Consider the following 14,558-nt stretch of genomic DNA (forward strand, 5'->3'; position numbering starts at 1 on the left):
CCTGTGCGGAAACGGTTATCCGGCGGTATTTCGCATGGTCTTTCGATTCGGGCAATTCGTCCGCTCAAAGGCTCCGGTCAGTGCAGTGCGAACTTCTGCGCCGCGGAGCCGTTGCAGTCCCAGATCTGGAGCCGTGTCCCGTTGGCGGTGGCGCCGCTGGGCGAGTCGAGGCAGCGGCCGGACTGCGGGTTGAGCAGCGACCCGTCGGACTGCTGCTGCCACACCTGGCCGCCGACACCGTTGCAGTCCCACAGCTCGACCTGGGTGCCGTTGGCCGTGCCGTTGCCGTTGATGTCGAGGCAGCGGCCGATCGTGCTGAGCGAGCCGTTGGTGTGGTGGGTCCAGAACTGGTCCTCGGCGTAGGACTGGCAGTTCCACAGCTGCACCGCGGAGTAGTCCGTCCCGGTGTCGTCGGCCGCGACGTCCACGCACTGGCCGCCCGGGCCGATGATGTTGCCCTGGTTGCCGTTGGGCACGTTCGTCTCACCGGAGTACCCGACGGACACCACGTTCGCCTGTACCGCGTTCTCGGCCGCGTCGGTCGGGTAGCCCGAGACCATCACGCCCTCGAAGAAGGTGCCCCTGTTGCGGTTGCTGTTGTCACCGCCGGTGCCCAGGATGATCCCGCCCTCCTGGTGCATCGGCATGTAGCCGCCTCTGGTCGGCAGCGACCCGTTCCACCATGTCGACAGGCCCCCGGACTGGGAGTTGCCGCCCTTCAGGGCGTATGTCGTCTGCCCGTTGTTCTTCAGCACCGCGGTGACGAAGGCGCTGCTGTTCCCGGCGTTGGCGGTGTTGGAGCCGTTGTCGCCCTGGAACATGCCGTTCTCCATGTCCGCCTCGACCCAGGGGCCCGAGCCGGTGCACGGCGAGAAGTAGCAGGTGGTGGCGATGGACACGGCGTCCATGTGGCCGTTGCCGGTGTCGGAGGCGGTGGCCTCGGCGTTGCCGTAGTCGAAGCAGCAGTCGGACCCGACGTGGGTGCCGCTGGCCACCATGTAGGCGCCCTCGGCCTGGCCGTTGACGGCGGTGCCGGACGCGGCGCCGTTGGAGCGGTAGCCGACACCCGGCGAGATCCAGATGCCGTAGACCTTGTGCCCGCCCGCGGTGACGGACAGCTCGCTCGCGTCCGCGCCGCGGTCGGCGCTGCCGGCGGTGCCGGCCGGACCCGGGTTGAGGTCGTTGTGCCGCGAGGTCTGGTCGTAGACCTTGCTGATGCTGCACGTGGTGTCCGCGCAGAAACTGTCCTGCGCGGCCGCGTTGGCGTAACCGCCCTGCGCGAGCAGGCCGATGTCGGTCTTGGCGCCGTCGGAGGAGCGTGTCACCTGGTACAGCGGGCCGTTGTACGAGGCGAACAGCGCGCGGGTGGTGCTGTGCGCGGCGACACAGGGGGTGCCGGCGGCGGCGTAGATGTCGCACGGCAGCGAGCCGGCGGCGTGCGCGGCCGTGCCCGGCAGGCCGATCAGCGCGCCGAGGACGAGTGCGAGGGCCGCGACGGCCGACATCAGGGCGGCGCGCAGCCGTGGGACGAGGCGGCGTCCCGCGGGCGCGGCGGAGACTCTTTGCATGGCTCGCTCCTGGAGGTGGGGGGTGGTGGAGCTTGCTTCAACAGGCCGCGCCGACCGCCGAGTTCACGTGCGTCCCGGCGGCGCTTGACGGCTCGCTCGGAAGGTACGCGCGCTGGTTGGTTCGGTCAATATTTGTTGCTTTCATTTTTTGGGAGCGCGATCAGCTGTCCGAATCTGTGGGTTTCCGTCGGCCGGACTGCTGGACCGCCGGTGCAACTCAGGGGCGTTGGGGGCGGACGAGCCCCGACTCGTAGGCGGCCACGACGAGTTGCGCGCGGTCGTGGGCGGCGAGCTTGGCCATCGTGTGGTTGATGTGCGTCTTGACGGTCAGCGGACTGACCCCGAGGCGGGCGGCGATCGCGTCGTTCGGCAGGCCGCCGGCGACCTCGACGAGCACCTCCCGCTCCCGCGAGGTGAGGGTGTCCATGCCCGGCACGGTGCGCGGCTCGTCGTCGGCGCCGTGCTGCTGGGCGACGAACCGCGAGATCAGGCTCTTCGTGGCGGCGGGGGACAGCAGCGCCTCGCCCTTGGCCACGGTACGGATCGCGCAGAGCAGTTCGTCCGGCTCCGCGCCCTTCCCGAGGAACCCGGAGGCCCCGGCCAGGATCGCCCGCACCACGTACTCGTCCGCCTCGAAGGTGGTCAGCACCAGTACCGCGGTACCGGCGAGCGAGGGGTCGGCGACGATCTCCCGGGTGGCCGCGATCCCGTCGGTGCCCGGCATCCGGATGTCCATCAGCACCACGTCCGGCCGCTCGGCCCGCGCCAGCAGCACCGCCTCGGCGCCGTCCGCCGCCTCGCCCACCACGGCCATGTCCGGCTCGGACTCCACCAGGACGCGCAACGCGCCCCGCAGCAGTGCCTGGTCGTCGGCGATCAGCACCTTCACCGTCTCGGGCGCGGGCGGTGCCGGGTGATCGGGAGGGAGCGCCATACCGGTCAGGTTACGGGGACGGCGCCGCGGACCCGTGCGGGGGCACCGCCAGCGGCAGCCGCACCGACACCCGGAAGCCGCCGCCGGGCCGGGCGCCGGTGCGGCAGACCCCGCCGAGCGCCGAGGCGCGTTCGTGCATGCCGAGCAGCCCGTGCCCGCCGCCGGAGCCGGCCCCGGAGTCGGCACCCGCACCCGCACCGGCACCCGCACCCGCCCCCGTACGGTCCTGGGCCGCGGCCGTACGCTCCCGCCCCGTACGGTCGCGCTCCGCCCGCTCCCGCCCCGCGCCGCCCTCCGGCTCCGGCAGCGGCCCGCCGAACAGCGGCGGCGCCCCGGCCGCGGCCTCCGGCGCGCCGTCGTCGTCGACCACGACCCGCAGCTCGCCGTCGGCCCGGCTGATCCGCACCACCGCGCCTGCCCGCGGGCCGGCGTGCTTCTGCACGTTCGTCAGCGACTCCTGGATCACCCGGTAGGCGGTCAGGTCCACCGACGCGGGCAGCGCGGCCGGCTCCTCGCCGTCCGGCCCGGGGCGCTCGTGGCCGTCGCACTCGACGGTGACGCGCAGCCCCGCCCGCCGGAAGCCGTCCAGCAACTGGTCGAGCACCGCCAGGCCCGGCGCGGGCTCCATCGGCGCCTCGGGCTCGCCGGACTGCCGCAGCAGCCCCACGGTGGTGCGCAGTTCGGCCAGTGCGGTCCGGCTGGCCTCCCGGACGTGGGCGAGGGCCTGCTTGGCCTGGTCCGGACGCGAGTCCATGACGTGCGCGGCCACCCCCGCCTGCACATTGACCAGCGCGATGTGGTGGGCGACGACATCGTGCAGCTCGCGGGCGATCCGCATCCGCTCCTCCGCGACCCGCCGCCGCGCCTCCTGCTCCCGGCTGCGCTCGGCCCGCTCGGCGCGCTCCTTGATCGCGGTGATGTACGCGCGGCGGCTGCGGACGGCGTCACCGGCCGCGGCGGCCATCCCGGTCCAGGCGAAGACCGCGAAGTTCGCCTGGCCGTACCAGGGGCCGTTGCCGAAGGACATCGCCAGCGCCGTCAGGCCGACGCACACCGCGAGCCCGGTCAGCCACGTGGTGTGGCGGTCGGTCCTGGCCGCGACCGTGTACAGCGCCATCGCCGCCGCGAGGATCACCGGGACCCGGCCGTCAGCCGGGCGCAGCGCGATGAACAGCGCGGACAGCGCGCAGGTGAAGACGAGCACCGACCACGGTGCGGTGCGGCGCAGGCACAGCGACGCGCACGCGGGCGCGGCGAGGCCGACGTCGACCGCGGTCAGCTGGTAGGTGTCCGAGCCGAGGACGCTGCTCAGCAGGATCAGCACGAACACGGCCGACGCGAGAGCGGCGTCGGCCGTGCTGTGGTGCGCCCGCAGCCACTGCCACGGTGCGAGGACTCCCGATGGGTACTGCACGGTTAGCAACGGTAACCCCGCCACCTGGGTGCCAGGCCGCCCCCGCCGGCCCGCCGTCCCTGGTCAGCCGGGGATGAGGCCGTCGTCGTCGAGCATGGCGCGGACCGTCTCCAGGGTGGCGTCGGGGGCGGGGAGGATGAGCTCGGAGGGGAGCAGGGCGTCGTCGGGAAGGGGCTCGCCGAAGCCGCGGACGCCGTCGAGGAGGGCGCCCAGGGTGCGGCGGAAAGCGGGCTCGTCGCCGGACTGGACGGCGGCGAGCAGTTCGTTGTCGAGCGTGTTGAGCTCGGTGAGGTGGGACTCGTCCACCCGCACCTGGCCCTCCCCCATGATCCGTACGATCATGACGGCCTCCTCCGTGACGGTGCGGTCCAGTGCCTACTGCTTGTCGAACCGGGGCCGGTCCTGGGGCTGGCCCTGGGCGCCCTGGCCGTTCTGGCCGCCCTCGATCGCCGGGGTGCTGCTGCTGCCGCCGGCCAGCTCGGCCTTCATCCGCTGGAGCTCCAGCTCGACATCGCTGCCGCCGGAGAGCCGGTCCAGCTCCGCCTGGAGGTCGTCCTTGCCCAGGCCGCTCGGGTCGTCCAGGGCGCCGGAGGCCATCAGCTCGTCGAGGGCGCCGGCCCGCGCGCGCAGCTGCTCGGTCTTGTCCTCGGCCCGCTGGATCGCCATGCCGACGTCGCCCATCTCCTCGGAGATGCCGGAGAAGGCCTCGCCGATCTGGGTCTGCGCCTGGGCGGCGGTGTAGGTGGCCTTGATGGTCTCCTTCTTCGTCCGGAAGGCGTCCACCTTGGCCTGGAGCCGCTGGGAGGCGAGCGTGAGCTTCTCCTCCTCGCCCTGGAGCTGCGTGTGCTGCGTCTCCAGGTCGGTGACCTGCTGCTGGAGCGCGGACCGGCGCGAGAGCGCCTCACGGGCCAGGTCCTCCCGGCCGAGCGCGAGCGCCTTGCGGCCCTGGTCCTCGTAGGTGGACGACTTCTTCTGCAACTCGTTGAGCTGCAACTCCAGCCGCTTGCGGGACGTGGCCACGTCGGCGACCCCGCGGCGCACCTTCTGCAGCAGTTCGAGCTGCTTCTGGTACGAGTAGTCGAGGGTCTCGCGCGGGTCCTCGGCCCGGTCCAGGGCCTTGTTGGCCTTCGCGCGGAAGATCATTCCCATCCGCTTCATGACACCGCTCATGGGCCTCGCGCGCCCCCTTCTCGGCAACTGCTCCAGCACGTCTACAGACACCAGCCTACGGGCCTCGGTTCCATTACCGCACTGTTCGGGACCGGATGTGCTCATCCCCAGGGACGATCACGGTTCGGCGACCTAGCGCCCAAGGAGTAGGTGAGGGGCTGGGGTGCGGCGCCGGGAGCACGTAACCTTGGAGTTGTGTTCCGACGTCGTTCCCAAGATGAGCAGTCCCAGAGCGCCAGCACCACGGCGCTGCTGGAGGACCAGCCGCGTGACCCCCAGGCCCCCAAGGGCCGGCCCACGCCCAAGCGCAGCGAGGCCCAGAGCCAGCGCCGCAAGGCGGTGACCACGCCCACCGACCGCAAATCCGCGGCCCGGCAGGCGCGCGACTCCCGCCGGGCGGACATGGCCAAGCAGCGCCAGGCGCTGGCCGGGGGCGACGAGCGGTACCTGCCGCCGCGCGACAAGGGCCCGGTGCGCAAGTTCGTCCGGGACTACGTCGACTCCCGCTACCGCGTCGCGGAGTTCTTCCTGCCGCTCGCGGTGGTCATCCTGGTGCTGAGCGTCGCCGGTTCGATGCAGGACCTGTCGCTGCTGCTGTGGCTGGTCGTGATCGTCGCGATCGTGATCGACTCGGTGGTGACCAGCGTGCTGCTGCGCCGCCAGCTGCGGCGCCGCTTCGAGGGCAAGAACACCAAGGGCGCGGTGGCCTACGGCCTGATGCGTACGCTCCAGATGCGGCGGCTGCGGCTGCCGAAGCCGCAGGTCAGCCGCGGCACCAAACTCTGACCGGGGGGCACGGGGGCCCGGCGGACTACGACGACTACGGCTACGGCGGCGCCGCGTCCGGCGCCGGTGTGCCAGGCGTCCGGCCCGGCGCCGGCGGCTTCGCGGGCGGCGCGGGCAGCTGGCTGGCCGGGCTCGGCGGACTGCGGAACACCGTCCGCCAGGAGCTGGTCGCCCGGCAGCTGGACGAGCAGCTGGCCGCGTGCTTCCCGCAGTCGCCCGGCGCGCACGCCCGGCGCCGGCTGCGGGTGCTGGACATCGGCCCCGGCCAGGGCACCCAGTCGCTGCGGCTGGCCCGGCTCGGCCACCTCGTGACCGGGCTGGAGTCCGATCCGTCGATGCTGGCCGCGCTGCGGCACACGGTGGCGGCCGAGCCCGCCGACGTCCGCGAGCGGTTCGTGGTGCTGCGCGGCGACGGCCGCGAGACCGGCCGGCACTTCGGCCCGGCCTGCTTCGACGTGGTGCTCTGCCACGGCGTGCTGATGTACGTCGCCGACCCCGAGCCACTGCTCGCCGCGCTCGCCCGGGTGCTCACCCCCGGCGGCATGCTGAGCCTGCTGGTGCGCAACGGCGACGCGCTCGCCATGCGCCCGGGCCTGTTCGGGGACTGGGGCGCCGCGCTGGGCGCCTTCGGCTCCGACGCCTACACCAACCGGCTGGGCCTGAGTACCCGCGCCGACCGCCGCGCGGCGCTGACCGCGGTGCTGGAGGGCATCGGGGTGCCGCTGCGCGCCTGGTACGGGGTGCGGGTCTTCACCGACACCGTGCCCGACCAGGCGGCGGGCCCGGCCGACCCGCAGGAGATGGAACTGCTGATCGCGGCGGAGGAGCGGGCCGGCCGCACCGACCCGTACCGCTCGGTGGCGGCGCTGCTGCACCTGTGCGGCGTCCGCGGCTGACCGGGTGCGGGGCCTGACCGGGTGCGGGGCCTGATCCGGCACGGGACCTGACCTGGCGGGTGCCACCGGTCGTACGACCCGATTGGCGGTCCGGGCCGCGCCGCGCGGTGCGGCGAAAGCGACAATTCCGACATGAGTCGATCGCGCAACGACCGCCCCCGCCGCCGCCTCCTGCTGCCCGCCACCGGTACCGCCGCGGCCTGCGCCGCCGTGCTGCTCGCCGCCGGGTGCGGCCCGTCCGGTACCGCGTCCGACTCCGGCGCCCAGGCACCCGCCGCCAAGGCCGCGGTGGACAGGGCCGGGTCGTCCGACAGCCTCCAGAGCGCCTATCAGAGCACCGTGAAGAACGTGCTGCCCTCGGTCGTGCAGATCACCACCAAGCAGGACCTCGGCTCCGGCGTCGTCTACGACAGCAAGGGCGACATCGTCACCAACGCGCACGTCATCGGGAACGCCACCTCCTTCGAGGTGTCCCTCGCCACCGGCGGCAGCCCGCTGGCCGCCAAGCTCGTGTCGTCCTACCCCGCGAGCGACCTCGCCGTCATCCGGCTCTCCTCGGTGCCCAGCGGCCTCAAGCCGGCCACCTTCGCGCCCGGCGGTACCGCGGCGGTCGGGGAGATCGTGCTCGCCATGGGCAACCCGCTGGGCCTGTCCAGCAGCGTCACCCAGGGCATCGTCTCCGCGACCGGCCGCACCGTCAGCGAGGGCGGCTCCGGCAGCTCCGGCGGCGGTACCGGCGCCACCATCCCCGACATGGTGCAGACCTCCGCGGCGATCAACCCCGGCAACAGCGGCGGCGCGCTGGTCAACCTCGACAACCAGGTGGTCGGCATCCCGACCCTCGCCGCCACCGACCCGCAGCTGGGCAGCGGCGCGGCGCCCGGCATCGGGTTCGCCATCCCCTCCTCGACGGTCAAGCGGATCGCCGACCAGATCATCAAGAACGGGAAGGTCACCGACTCCGGGCGGGCCGCGCTCGGCGTGACCGTCCGCGGGGTCGTCGGCCTGGACTCCCAGCCGGCCGGCGTCGCGATCGTCAGCGTGACGAACGGCGGCGCCGCGGCCAAGGCCGGGCTCAAGGCCGGCGACGTCATCACCAAGGTCGGGTCGACGTCGATCACCACGGTGCAGTCGCTCACCGAGGTGCTGGCCGGACTCAAGCCCGGCGACAAGGCCACGGTCACCTATGTGCGGGACACCGCCACCAAGAGCGTCCAGGTCACCCTCGGATCGCTGAGCTGACCTGCCGCCCGCGCCGGCCCTCCGCGCCCGCGCCCCTCAGGGCGTCAGGACGTCAGGACTCCTCCGGGTCGGGCGCGGGCGCCGGGTCGGGCTCGGCGTCGGCGGCCGCCAGGCTCATGGGGCCGTAGACGCGCGTGCCGTCCTCGAAGAGGGTGACCTGCTCGGTACCGCCGGCGGCGAGCTCCTTCCAGACCTCGCCGACCCACGACTCGGCGTCGCCCTGAGTGGTGAACTCCTCCGGCTCCACCGAAGGCTCCACCTCGGAGCCGTCAGCCGCCTCGAACCGCCACGTCCACGCCATGTGCTGCTCCTCGGTCCGGGAATGGGAGAACAGTGCCCAGGAAGCGTATAGGCACGATTCGCCGGGGCACCGATGATCCTTCCAGCGCGTCCCGGAGCCGTCGAGAGGGCGCCCCCAAGTCGGCAGGGCTCCCGGCTCCCGGCGCAGCCCCCGGCGCCATGTCCGGCGCGGCCCCCGGCAGCCGCTTGGACGGCCCCCGCGCGCCCGGGCCCGGCAGGCACGAGACGATCGTGCCGTGGAACTGACTCTGCTCGGCACCGGCGGACCCGACGGCCTGCCGGTGCCCGACTGCCCCTGCGCCGTCTGCGCCCTCGCCACAGGGGACGGGGCACGCGGCGCCACGTCGGTGCTCGTCGACGGTGCGGTGCTGCTCGACCTCCTGCCCGGCGTCGCGCTCGCCGCGGCCCGCGCCGGACGGACCCTGGGCGGGCTGCGCCTCGTCCTGCTGTCCCACCCGCACGACGGTCCGCCGGTCGAGATCCCCCCGGGCCTGCCCGCGCCCGCCCGGGTGCCCGACGGGCGGGAGCTGCCGGTGCTCACCGGGCACCGGGTGCGGGCTGTGGCGACCGACGCCCTCGGCACCGGGTACGAGGTCGAGTCGCCGGACGGGCTGCGCGCGCTCTACCTGCCGCCCGGGTGCGCCCCCGCGGGCCTGGCGGACAACGGCAACCACGGGGTGGAGGGCGCGGCCGCCGCGCCGTACGACCTGGTGCTGCTCGACGTCGTCGGGCGGCCCGACGCCCTCGCGCGGCTGCGTGCGGCCGGCGCGGTGGCCGGGACGACGGACGTCGTCGCGGTGCACCTCGGGCACGAGGCGCCGCCCGGGCCCGAACTGGACCGCCGCCTCGCCGCGCTCGGCGCCCGCGCGGTGCCCGACGGCACCACCCTCACCGTCGGGGACTACCGCCACGTGCCCGACCTGCCCCGGCGCACCCTCGTCCTCGGCGGTGCCCGCTCCGGCAAGTCCGCCGAGGCCGAACGCCGCCTCGCCGCCTTCCCCGACGTCCTCTACGTCGCCACCGGCGGCACCCGCGACGGCGACGCCGAGTGGGCCGAACGCGTCGCCGCCCACCGCGAGCGGCGGCCCGCCGCCTGGCGCACCGCCGAGACCTGCGACCTGCTGCCGCTGCTCGCGGACGGCTCCGGGCCGCCCCTGCTCATCGACTGCCTCTCCCTGTGGCTCACCCACGTCATGGACGAGGCCGGCGCCTGGGACGACCAGAACTGGCGCGAGCATGCGGGCGACTCCGTCGGGGCCCGTATCGACGCGTTGCGCGCCGCCTGGCGCGCCACCCGCCGCACCGTCGTCGCCGTCTCCAACGAAGTCGGCTCCGGCGTCGTCCCCCCGACCGCCTCCGGGCGCCGCTTCCGCGACGCCCTCGGCCGCCTCAACGCCGCCGTCGCCGCCGAGTCCGACCACGTCCTCCTCACCGTCGCCGGAATGTCGATGCCTCTGCGGTAACCCCATCCCCCGGGCTCCCCCGCCCCGTCCGCCCCGCGACCACCTCCCGGTGGGCGGGTCCCCCTCCGGGGCGGTGTGTTCGGTGGGTGCCGCGCCCGCCTGCCGGTGGGTGGGTTCCCCTTCCGGGGTGGTGTGTTCGGTGGGTGCCGGGCCTGCCTGCTGGTGGGTGGGTTCCCCCGGGTTGCCCCGTCCGCGGGGCTACGGGACCTTGCGGTTCGCGGTGGCTTGTCGCGCAGTTCCCCGCGCCCCTTCGGCTACTCGCCGCCGGGGCCGCGGACCGCCTCCCGGCCGCAGGCCGGTGGCCTGTTGCGCGCGCCGTTCCCCGCGCCCCTCCGGGGCGCACCCTTCTCCCGCGGGAAGCGCCGAGCAGACCCAGGGGCGCGGGGAACTGCGCGATCAGCCACGACGCACCGTCAAGATCCCGGCACCCACCGATCGCACCCCGCGGAGGGGTACCCACCCACCGGGAGGTGGTCCCGGGACCGGGGGACAGGGGACCGTGGAGGGTCCGCGGGGAGGGCCGAGCGAGCCCAGGGGCGCGGGGAACTGCGCGACCGGCCACGACGCACCGTCAAGATCCCGGTACCCACCGATCGCACCCCGCGGAGGGGTACCCGCCCACCGGGAGGTGGTCCCGCTATTCGCCGAGCGCACCGCGCCGGAGGGGCACCCACCTGCCGGGGTGGTCCGGGGGCCCAGCGAGCGCACCCCGCGGAGGGGACCCCACCCACCGGGAGGTGGTCCCGGGACCGGGGGACAGGGGACCGTGGAGGGTCCGCGCGGCCGAGCGCAGCGGACCGGTACTGTTCGGCGGGTGAGTGGGATTGAGTTGGACGACTTCGGGGCCCTGGTGGAGCGGCCGGACGCGGGCGTGCGTCGGGACTCGCAGGAACGTTGGAGCGGTCTGGTGCGACCGTCCGGCGGCCTGGGCCGGGTGGCCGAACTGGCCGACTGGCTCGCCGCGGTGCAGGGCACACCGGTGGCGCGGCCGATCGTCCGCCCCCGGGCACTGGTGTTCGCGGCCGACCACGGAGTGGCCGGGCTCGAGGTGTCGGCCCGCCCGGCGGGCAGCACCGTGGAGCTGGTCAGGGCCGCGCTGGAGGGCATCTCGCCCGCCGCGATCCTGGCCCGGCAGTACGGCGCGGAACTGCGCCTGATCGACATGGCGGTGGACTGCGACCCGGCGGAGCTGCCCGCCGCGGTCACCGCCCACCGGGTGCGGCGCGGCTCGGGCCGCCTCGACATCGAGGACGCGTTGACCCCGGAGGAGACGGAGAAGGCGTTCCGTACCGGGCTGGCGCTGGCCGACGAGGAGGCCGACTCCGGCACGGACCTGGTGCTCCTGGGGGACCTCAGCGTCGGCGGCACCACGGCCGCGGGCGTGCTGATCGCCGCGCTCTGCGGTACGGACGCCTCCGTCGTGACCGGGCGCGGGTCCGGCATCGACGACCTCGCGTGGATGCGCAAGTGCGCCGCGATCCGGGACGGGCTGCGCCGGGCGCGGCCGGTGCTGGGGGATCAGCTGGCGCTGCTCGGCGCGGTCGGCGGCGCCGACTTCGCCGCGATCACCGGGTTCCTGCTCCAGGCCGCGGTGCGGAAGCTGCCGGTCGTCCTGGACGGGGTGGTCGGCGCGGCCTGTGCGCTGGTCGCGCAGCGCGTCGCCTTCCGGGCACCCGACTGGTGGGTGGCCGGCGCCGCCACCGGTGAGGCCGGGCAGGCCAAGGCGCTGGACCGGGTGTCCCTGGAACCGCTCCTGGACCGCGCGGTGGCCGTCGGGGGAGCCGCCGGGTCCCTGATGGCCCTGCCCCTCCTCCAGGCCGCCGCGGCGCTCTCCGCCGGGCTCACCCCTGACGGACGGACCTCCGGCGAGCAGACCCCCGACGAACAGGCCCCGTCCGCCGGTTGAGGGACGGCGCGCCTCACCGGGGGGCGCCGGTCACGGCAACGTACGGGAGAAGACGGCCAGTTCGGGCGGACGAAGCCCCCGCAGGCACAGGAAGCCGTCGTTGGATATGGCCAGCCCCGCCGCGACGGCGACGTCGAGCGCCCACTGGCTCTCGGCGTTGACGTGGGTGACACGGGCCGAGCCGCCCGGGGGAGTGGCGACGAGCGCGGCGGTGAGCAGGCGGGTGGCCAGCCGCCGGGAGGTCGCCGCGAGCGCCTCCACATGCCCGGCGCGGGCGTAGCAGTAGCCGCTGCCCGCGAGGTCGTCCACGACGAACAGCGCGTTGTGCCGCAGCAGTTCCTCGTGGTCGGGCCCGTGCGCGCCGCCCCGGGTGCGCCGGTCCACGGAGTCCATCAGGTCGCGGTGGCGTGCCGAGCCCTGGTGGACGGCGCCGTCCAGCGGATCGAGCCCGGCGGTGTCCACCGGCCCGGACAGCCGCAGCGTCGGATGCAGGGTCAGCCCGGCCCGGCGCAGGGTGCGCGCGGCCACCGGGTCGCCCGGCGCGCACGCGATGCCGCGCAGGCACGCCCGCCCGTAGTGCAGGGCGCGGGCCAGCAGCGCCTTGCCGACCTCCTTGCCCTGCGCGCCGGGCACGACCGCGAGCAGCGACAGCGACCAGGTGCCCTCGCGCCGCGCGGACAGCACCGCGCCGACCGGCCCGGCGGTCTCGTCCTCGACGATCCAGCAGCCGCCGGGGTCGCTGCGGGCCAGGTGCCGGACGCGGCTGTGCTGCCGGGCGGTCCGCGCGGCCTCGTCCGTCGCCTGCCCGCCGTCCAGGGACCGCGGCACGCCGAACGCGGCCGCCGCGACCTCCCGTACGACCTCGGCGTCCTGCTCGTCGTCGCGTACGGGGCGAAGAATCACCGTTCCATCATGCGACGACGAGCGGGCGCCGGTACAACTTCCGTGCCGGACAGGCGCGTTACGCGGGGGCGGTTACGGCAGGGCGAGCATCTGCTCCAGTGCGGCCTTGGCGAAGTGCTCGGTCTCGGGGTCGACCTGGATGCGGTTGACCGGCTTGCCGTCGGCCAGCGACTCCAGCGTCCAGACCAGGTGCGGCAGGTCGATGCGGTTCATGGTGGAGCAGAAGCAGACGGTCTTGTCGAGGAAGACGATCTGCTTGTCGGGGTGGGCGGCGGCCAGCCGGCGCACGAGGTTGAGCTCGGTGCCCAGCGCCCACGCGGAGCCCGTGGGCGCCTCGTCGAGCATCTTGATGATGTGCTCGGTGGAGCCGACGTGGTCCGCGGCGGTGACGACCTCGTGCTTGCACTCGGGGTGCACCAGGACGTTGACCCCGGGTATACGGGCCCGCACGTCCTCCACCGACTCCAGCGAGAAGCGCCCGTGCACCGAGCAGTGCCCGCGCCACAGGATCATCTTCGCCGCGCGCAGCTGCTCGGCGGTCAGCCCGCCGCCGGGCTTGTGCGGGTTGTAGACCACGCAGTCGTCGAGGGACAGGCCCATGTCGCGGACCGCGGTGTTGCGGCCGAGGTGCTGGTCGGGCAGGAAGAGCACCTTCTCGCCCTGCTCGAACGCCCACTCCAGCGCGCGCCGCGCGTTGGACGAGGTGCAGATGGTGCCGCCGTGCCGGCCGGTGAAGGCCTTGATGTCCGCGGAGGAGTTCATGTATGCCACCGGGACGGTCGTGCCGGCGACACCGGCGTCGGCGAGCACGTCCCAGCACTCGGCGACCTGCTCGGCGGTGGCCATGTCGGCCATCGAGCAGCCGGCCGCGAGGTCGGGGAGGATCACCTGCTGGCGGTCCGAGGTGAGGATGTCCGCGGACTCGGCCATGAAGTGCACGCCGCAGAAGACGATGTACTCGGCGTCGGGCCGGGCGGCCGCGTCGCGGGCGAGCTTGAAGGAGTCGCCGGTGACGTCGGCGAACTCGATGACCTCGTCGCGCTGGTAGTGGTGGCCGAGGACGAAGACCCGCTCGCCCAGCCGCGCCTTGGCGGCCCGGGCACGTGCCACCAGGTCGGGGTCGGACGGCGCGGGCAGGTCGCCGGGGCAGTCGACGCCGCGCTCGCTGCGCGGGTCGGACTCCCGCCCGAGCAGCAGCAGGGCGAGCGGCGTGGGCCGGACGTCCAGCGGGTCGGTCCGGTCAGTCGGCGTTTGTGTGGTGGTCACGGGCCCGTAGCCCTTTCTTCGCAGCGCGCAGACCTTTTCGTCTACTTGACGCTATCTATCATAACCGGTTCGCGTCAGGTTGACGATGCCCGTTTCGTCAGTGTGACGCATACCGCTGGGCATTCAGCGGGCGTGTGCGACGATGGGGGGACGAGTGAGGAACAAGTCGCCGCGGACCCGGAATGAATCCGAAACGGCGTCGGTTAGTCATCGACAGCCAGCAGTCCGTACAACCCGGGAGTGAAGCACATGACGGTTCAGGACGAGACCACCACGACGGACGGCATCCTCCTGTCCGACGCTGCCGCCGCCAAGGTCAAGAGCCTGCTTGAGCAGGAGGGCCGCGAGGACCTCGCGCTGCGGGTCGCCGTCCAGCCCGGCGGCTGCTCGGGCCTGCGCTACCAGCTGTTCTTCGACGAGCGCGCCCTCGACGGCGACGTGGTGAAGGACTTCGACGGCGTCAAGGTCGTCACCGACCGGATGAGCGCCCCGTACCTGGGCGGCGCCTCCATCGACTTCGTGGACACCATCGAGAAGCAGGGCTTCACGATCGACAACCCGAACGCCACGGGCTCCTGCGCCTGCGGCGACTCCTTCCACTGAGTCGCCGGCCGGGCCCCGCGGGGCCCGGCTGAGGACCCCAGAAGCGGCGGCACCCCCCATGGGCGCCGCCGCTTCGTCCTGTCCGGCCGGCCGCGGCAGCCGCCCGG

Annotated in this window: 14 protein-coding genes; 6 read left to right on the forward strand and 8 right to left on the reverse strand. The window is 74.0% G+C overall.

From position 1 onward, the window contains the following. Positions 1 to 77 precede the first annotated feature (77 nt). The 5 genes from AC3ERT_RS26850 to AC3ERT_RS26870 all read right to left on the reverse strand — a co-directional run bounded on the left by AC3ERT_RS26850 (position 78) and on the right by AC3ERT_RS26870 (position 5,086). Entirely contained in the window at positions 78 to 1,568 is a 1,491-nt protein-coding gene (locus tag AC3ERT_RS26850; RefSeq protein WP_435137561.1) for an arabinofuranosidase catalytic domain-containing protein, read from the reverse strand. Between the two features lie 217 nt (positions 1,569 to 1,785). Then, positions 1,786 to 2,502, reverse strand: a complete 717-nt coding sequence (locus AC3ERT_RS26855) for a response regulator transcription factor (RefSeq protein ID WP_435137558.1) — start codon at positions 2,500 to 2,502, stop codon at positions 1,786 to 1,788. A gap of 10 nt (positions 2,503 to 2,512) precedes the next feature. Further along, a complete protein-coding gene (locus AC3ERT_RS26860; RefSeq protein ID WP_435177259.1) occupies positions 2,513 to 3,916 on the reverse strand; it encodes a sensor histidine kinase in 1,404 nt (467 codons plus the stop codon). A 63-nt stretch (positions 3,917 to 3,979) separates the two neighbouring features. Further along, on the reverse strand, positions 3,980 to 4,258 hold the full coding sequence (gene pspAA / locus AC3ERT_RS26865; protein ID WP_435137552.1) for a PspA-associated protein PspAA: 279 nt from the start codon (positions 4,256 to 4,258) through the stop codon (positions 3,980 to 3,982). A 33-nt stretch (positions 4,259 to 4,291) separates the two neighbouring features. After that, a complete protein-coding gene (locus AC3ERT_RS26870; protein ID WP_435137549.1) occupies positions 4,292 to 5,086 on the reverse strand; it encodes a PspA/IM30 family protein in 795 nt (264 codons plus the stop codon). 195 nt (positions 5,087 to 5,281) lie between these two features. Here AC3ERT_RS26870 and AC3ERT_RS26875 point away from each other — a divergent pair, with 195 nt between their 5' ends. From AC3ERT_RS26875 to AC3ERT_RS26885, 3 genes are all read left to right on the forward strand, one after another. Next, the gene (locus tag AC3ERT_RS26875; RefSeq protein WP_335984144.1) at positions 5,282 to 5,872 is read left to right on the forward strand and encodes a DUF3043 domain-containing protein; all 591 of its coding nucleotides are present in this window, start codon (positions 5,282 to 5,284) and stop codon (positions 5,870 to 5,872) included. A 122-nt stretch (positions 5,873 to 5,994) separates the two neighbouring features. Next, a complete protein-coding gene (locus tag AC3ERT_RS26880) occupies positions 5,995 to 6,768 on the forward strand; it encodes a methyltransferase domain-containing protein (RefSeq protein WP_335984149.1) in 774 nt (257 codons plus the stop codon). 132 nt (positions 6,769 to 6,900) lie between these two features. Beyond that, entirely contained in the window at positions 6,901 to 8,010 is a 1,110-nt protein-coding gene (locus tag AC3ERT_RS26885; RefSeq protein ID WP_335984145.1) for a S1C family serine protease, read from the forward strand. A 52-nt stretch (positions 8,011 to 8,062) separates the two neighbouring features. Here the strand turns inward: AC3ERT_RS26885 and AC3ERT_RS26890 are convergent, their stop codons facing one another. Next, the gene (locus AC3ERT_RS26890; RefSeq protein ID WP_335984146.1) at positions 8,063 to 8,311 is read right to left on the reverse strand and encodes a hypothetical protein; all 249 of its coding nucleotides are present in this window, start codon (positions 8,309 to 8,311) and stop codon (positions 8,063 to 8,065) included. Between the two features lie 235 nt (positions 8,312 to 8,546). On the opposite strand from AC3ERT_RS26890, the gene AC3ERT_RS26895 reads away from it, so the two are divergent. Together AC3ERT_RS26895 and AC3ERT_RS26900 are read left to right on the forward strand one after the other, a co-directional pair. Then, positions 8,547 to 9,773, forward strand: a complete 1,227-nt coding sequence (locus tag AC3ERT_RS26895) for a bifunctional adenosylcobinamide kinase/adenosylcobinamide-phosphate guanylyltransferase (protein ID WP_435177261.1) — start codon at positions 8,547 to 8,549, stop codon at positions 9,771 to 9,773. Positions 9,774 to 10,587: 814 nt separating this feature from the next. Continuing rightward, positions 10,588 to 11,679 carry a nicotinate-nucleotide--dimethylbenzimidazole phosphoribosyltransferase gene (locus AC3ERT_RS26900; RefSeq protein WP_435177263.1) on the forward strand — a complete coding sequence of 364 codons (1,092 nt, stop codon included), beginning with the start codon at positions 10,588 to 10,590 and terminating at the stop codon, positions 11,677 to 11,679. Between the two features lie 30 nt (positions 11,680 to 11,709). Here AC3ERT_RS26900 and AC3ERT_RS26905 read toward each other — a convergent pair whose 3' ends face one another. Together AC3ERT_RS26905 and nadA are read right to left on the reverse strand one after the other, a co-directional pair. Beyond that, complete coding sequence (locus AC3ERT_RS26905; protein ID WP_435137538.1) at positions 11,710 to 12,582, reverse strand: GNAT family N-acetyltransferase; 873 nt, start codon at positions 12,580 to 12,582, stop codon at positions 11,710 to 11,712. A gap of 72 nt (positions 12,583 to 12,654) precedes the next feature. Beyond that, positions 12,655 to 13,848, reverse strand: a complete 1,194-nt coding sequence (gene nadA / locus AC3ERT_RS26910; protein WP_435137535.1) for a quinolinate synthase NadA — start codon at positions 13,846 to 13,848, stop codon at positions 12,655 to 12,657. A gap of 249 nt (positions 13,849 to 14,097) precedes the next feature. On the opposite strand from nadA, the gene AC3ERT_RS26915 reads away from it, so the two are divergent. Beyond that, on the forward strand, positions 14,098 to 14,451 hold the full coding sequence (locus tag AC3ERT_RS26915) for a HesB/IscA family protein (RefSeq protein WP_202233220.1): 354 nt from the start codon (positions 14,098 to 14,100) through the stop codon (positions 14,449 to 14,451). The last annotated feature ends 107 nt before the right edge of the window (positions 14,452 to 14,558 follow it).

This window comes from Actinacidiphila sp. bgisy145 (assembly GCF_057708125.1).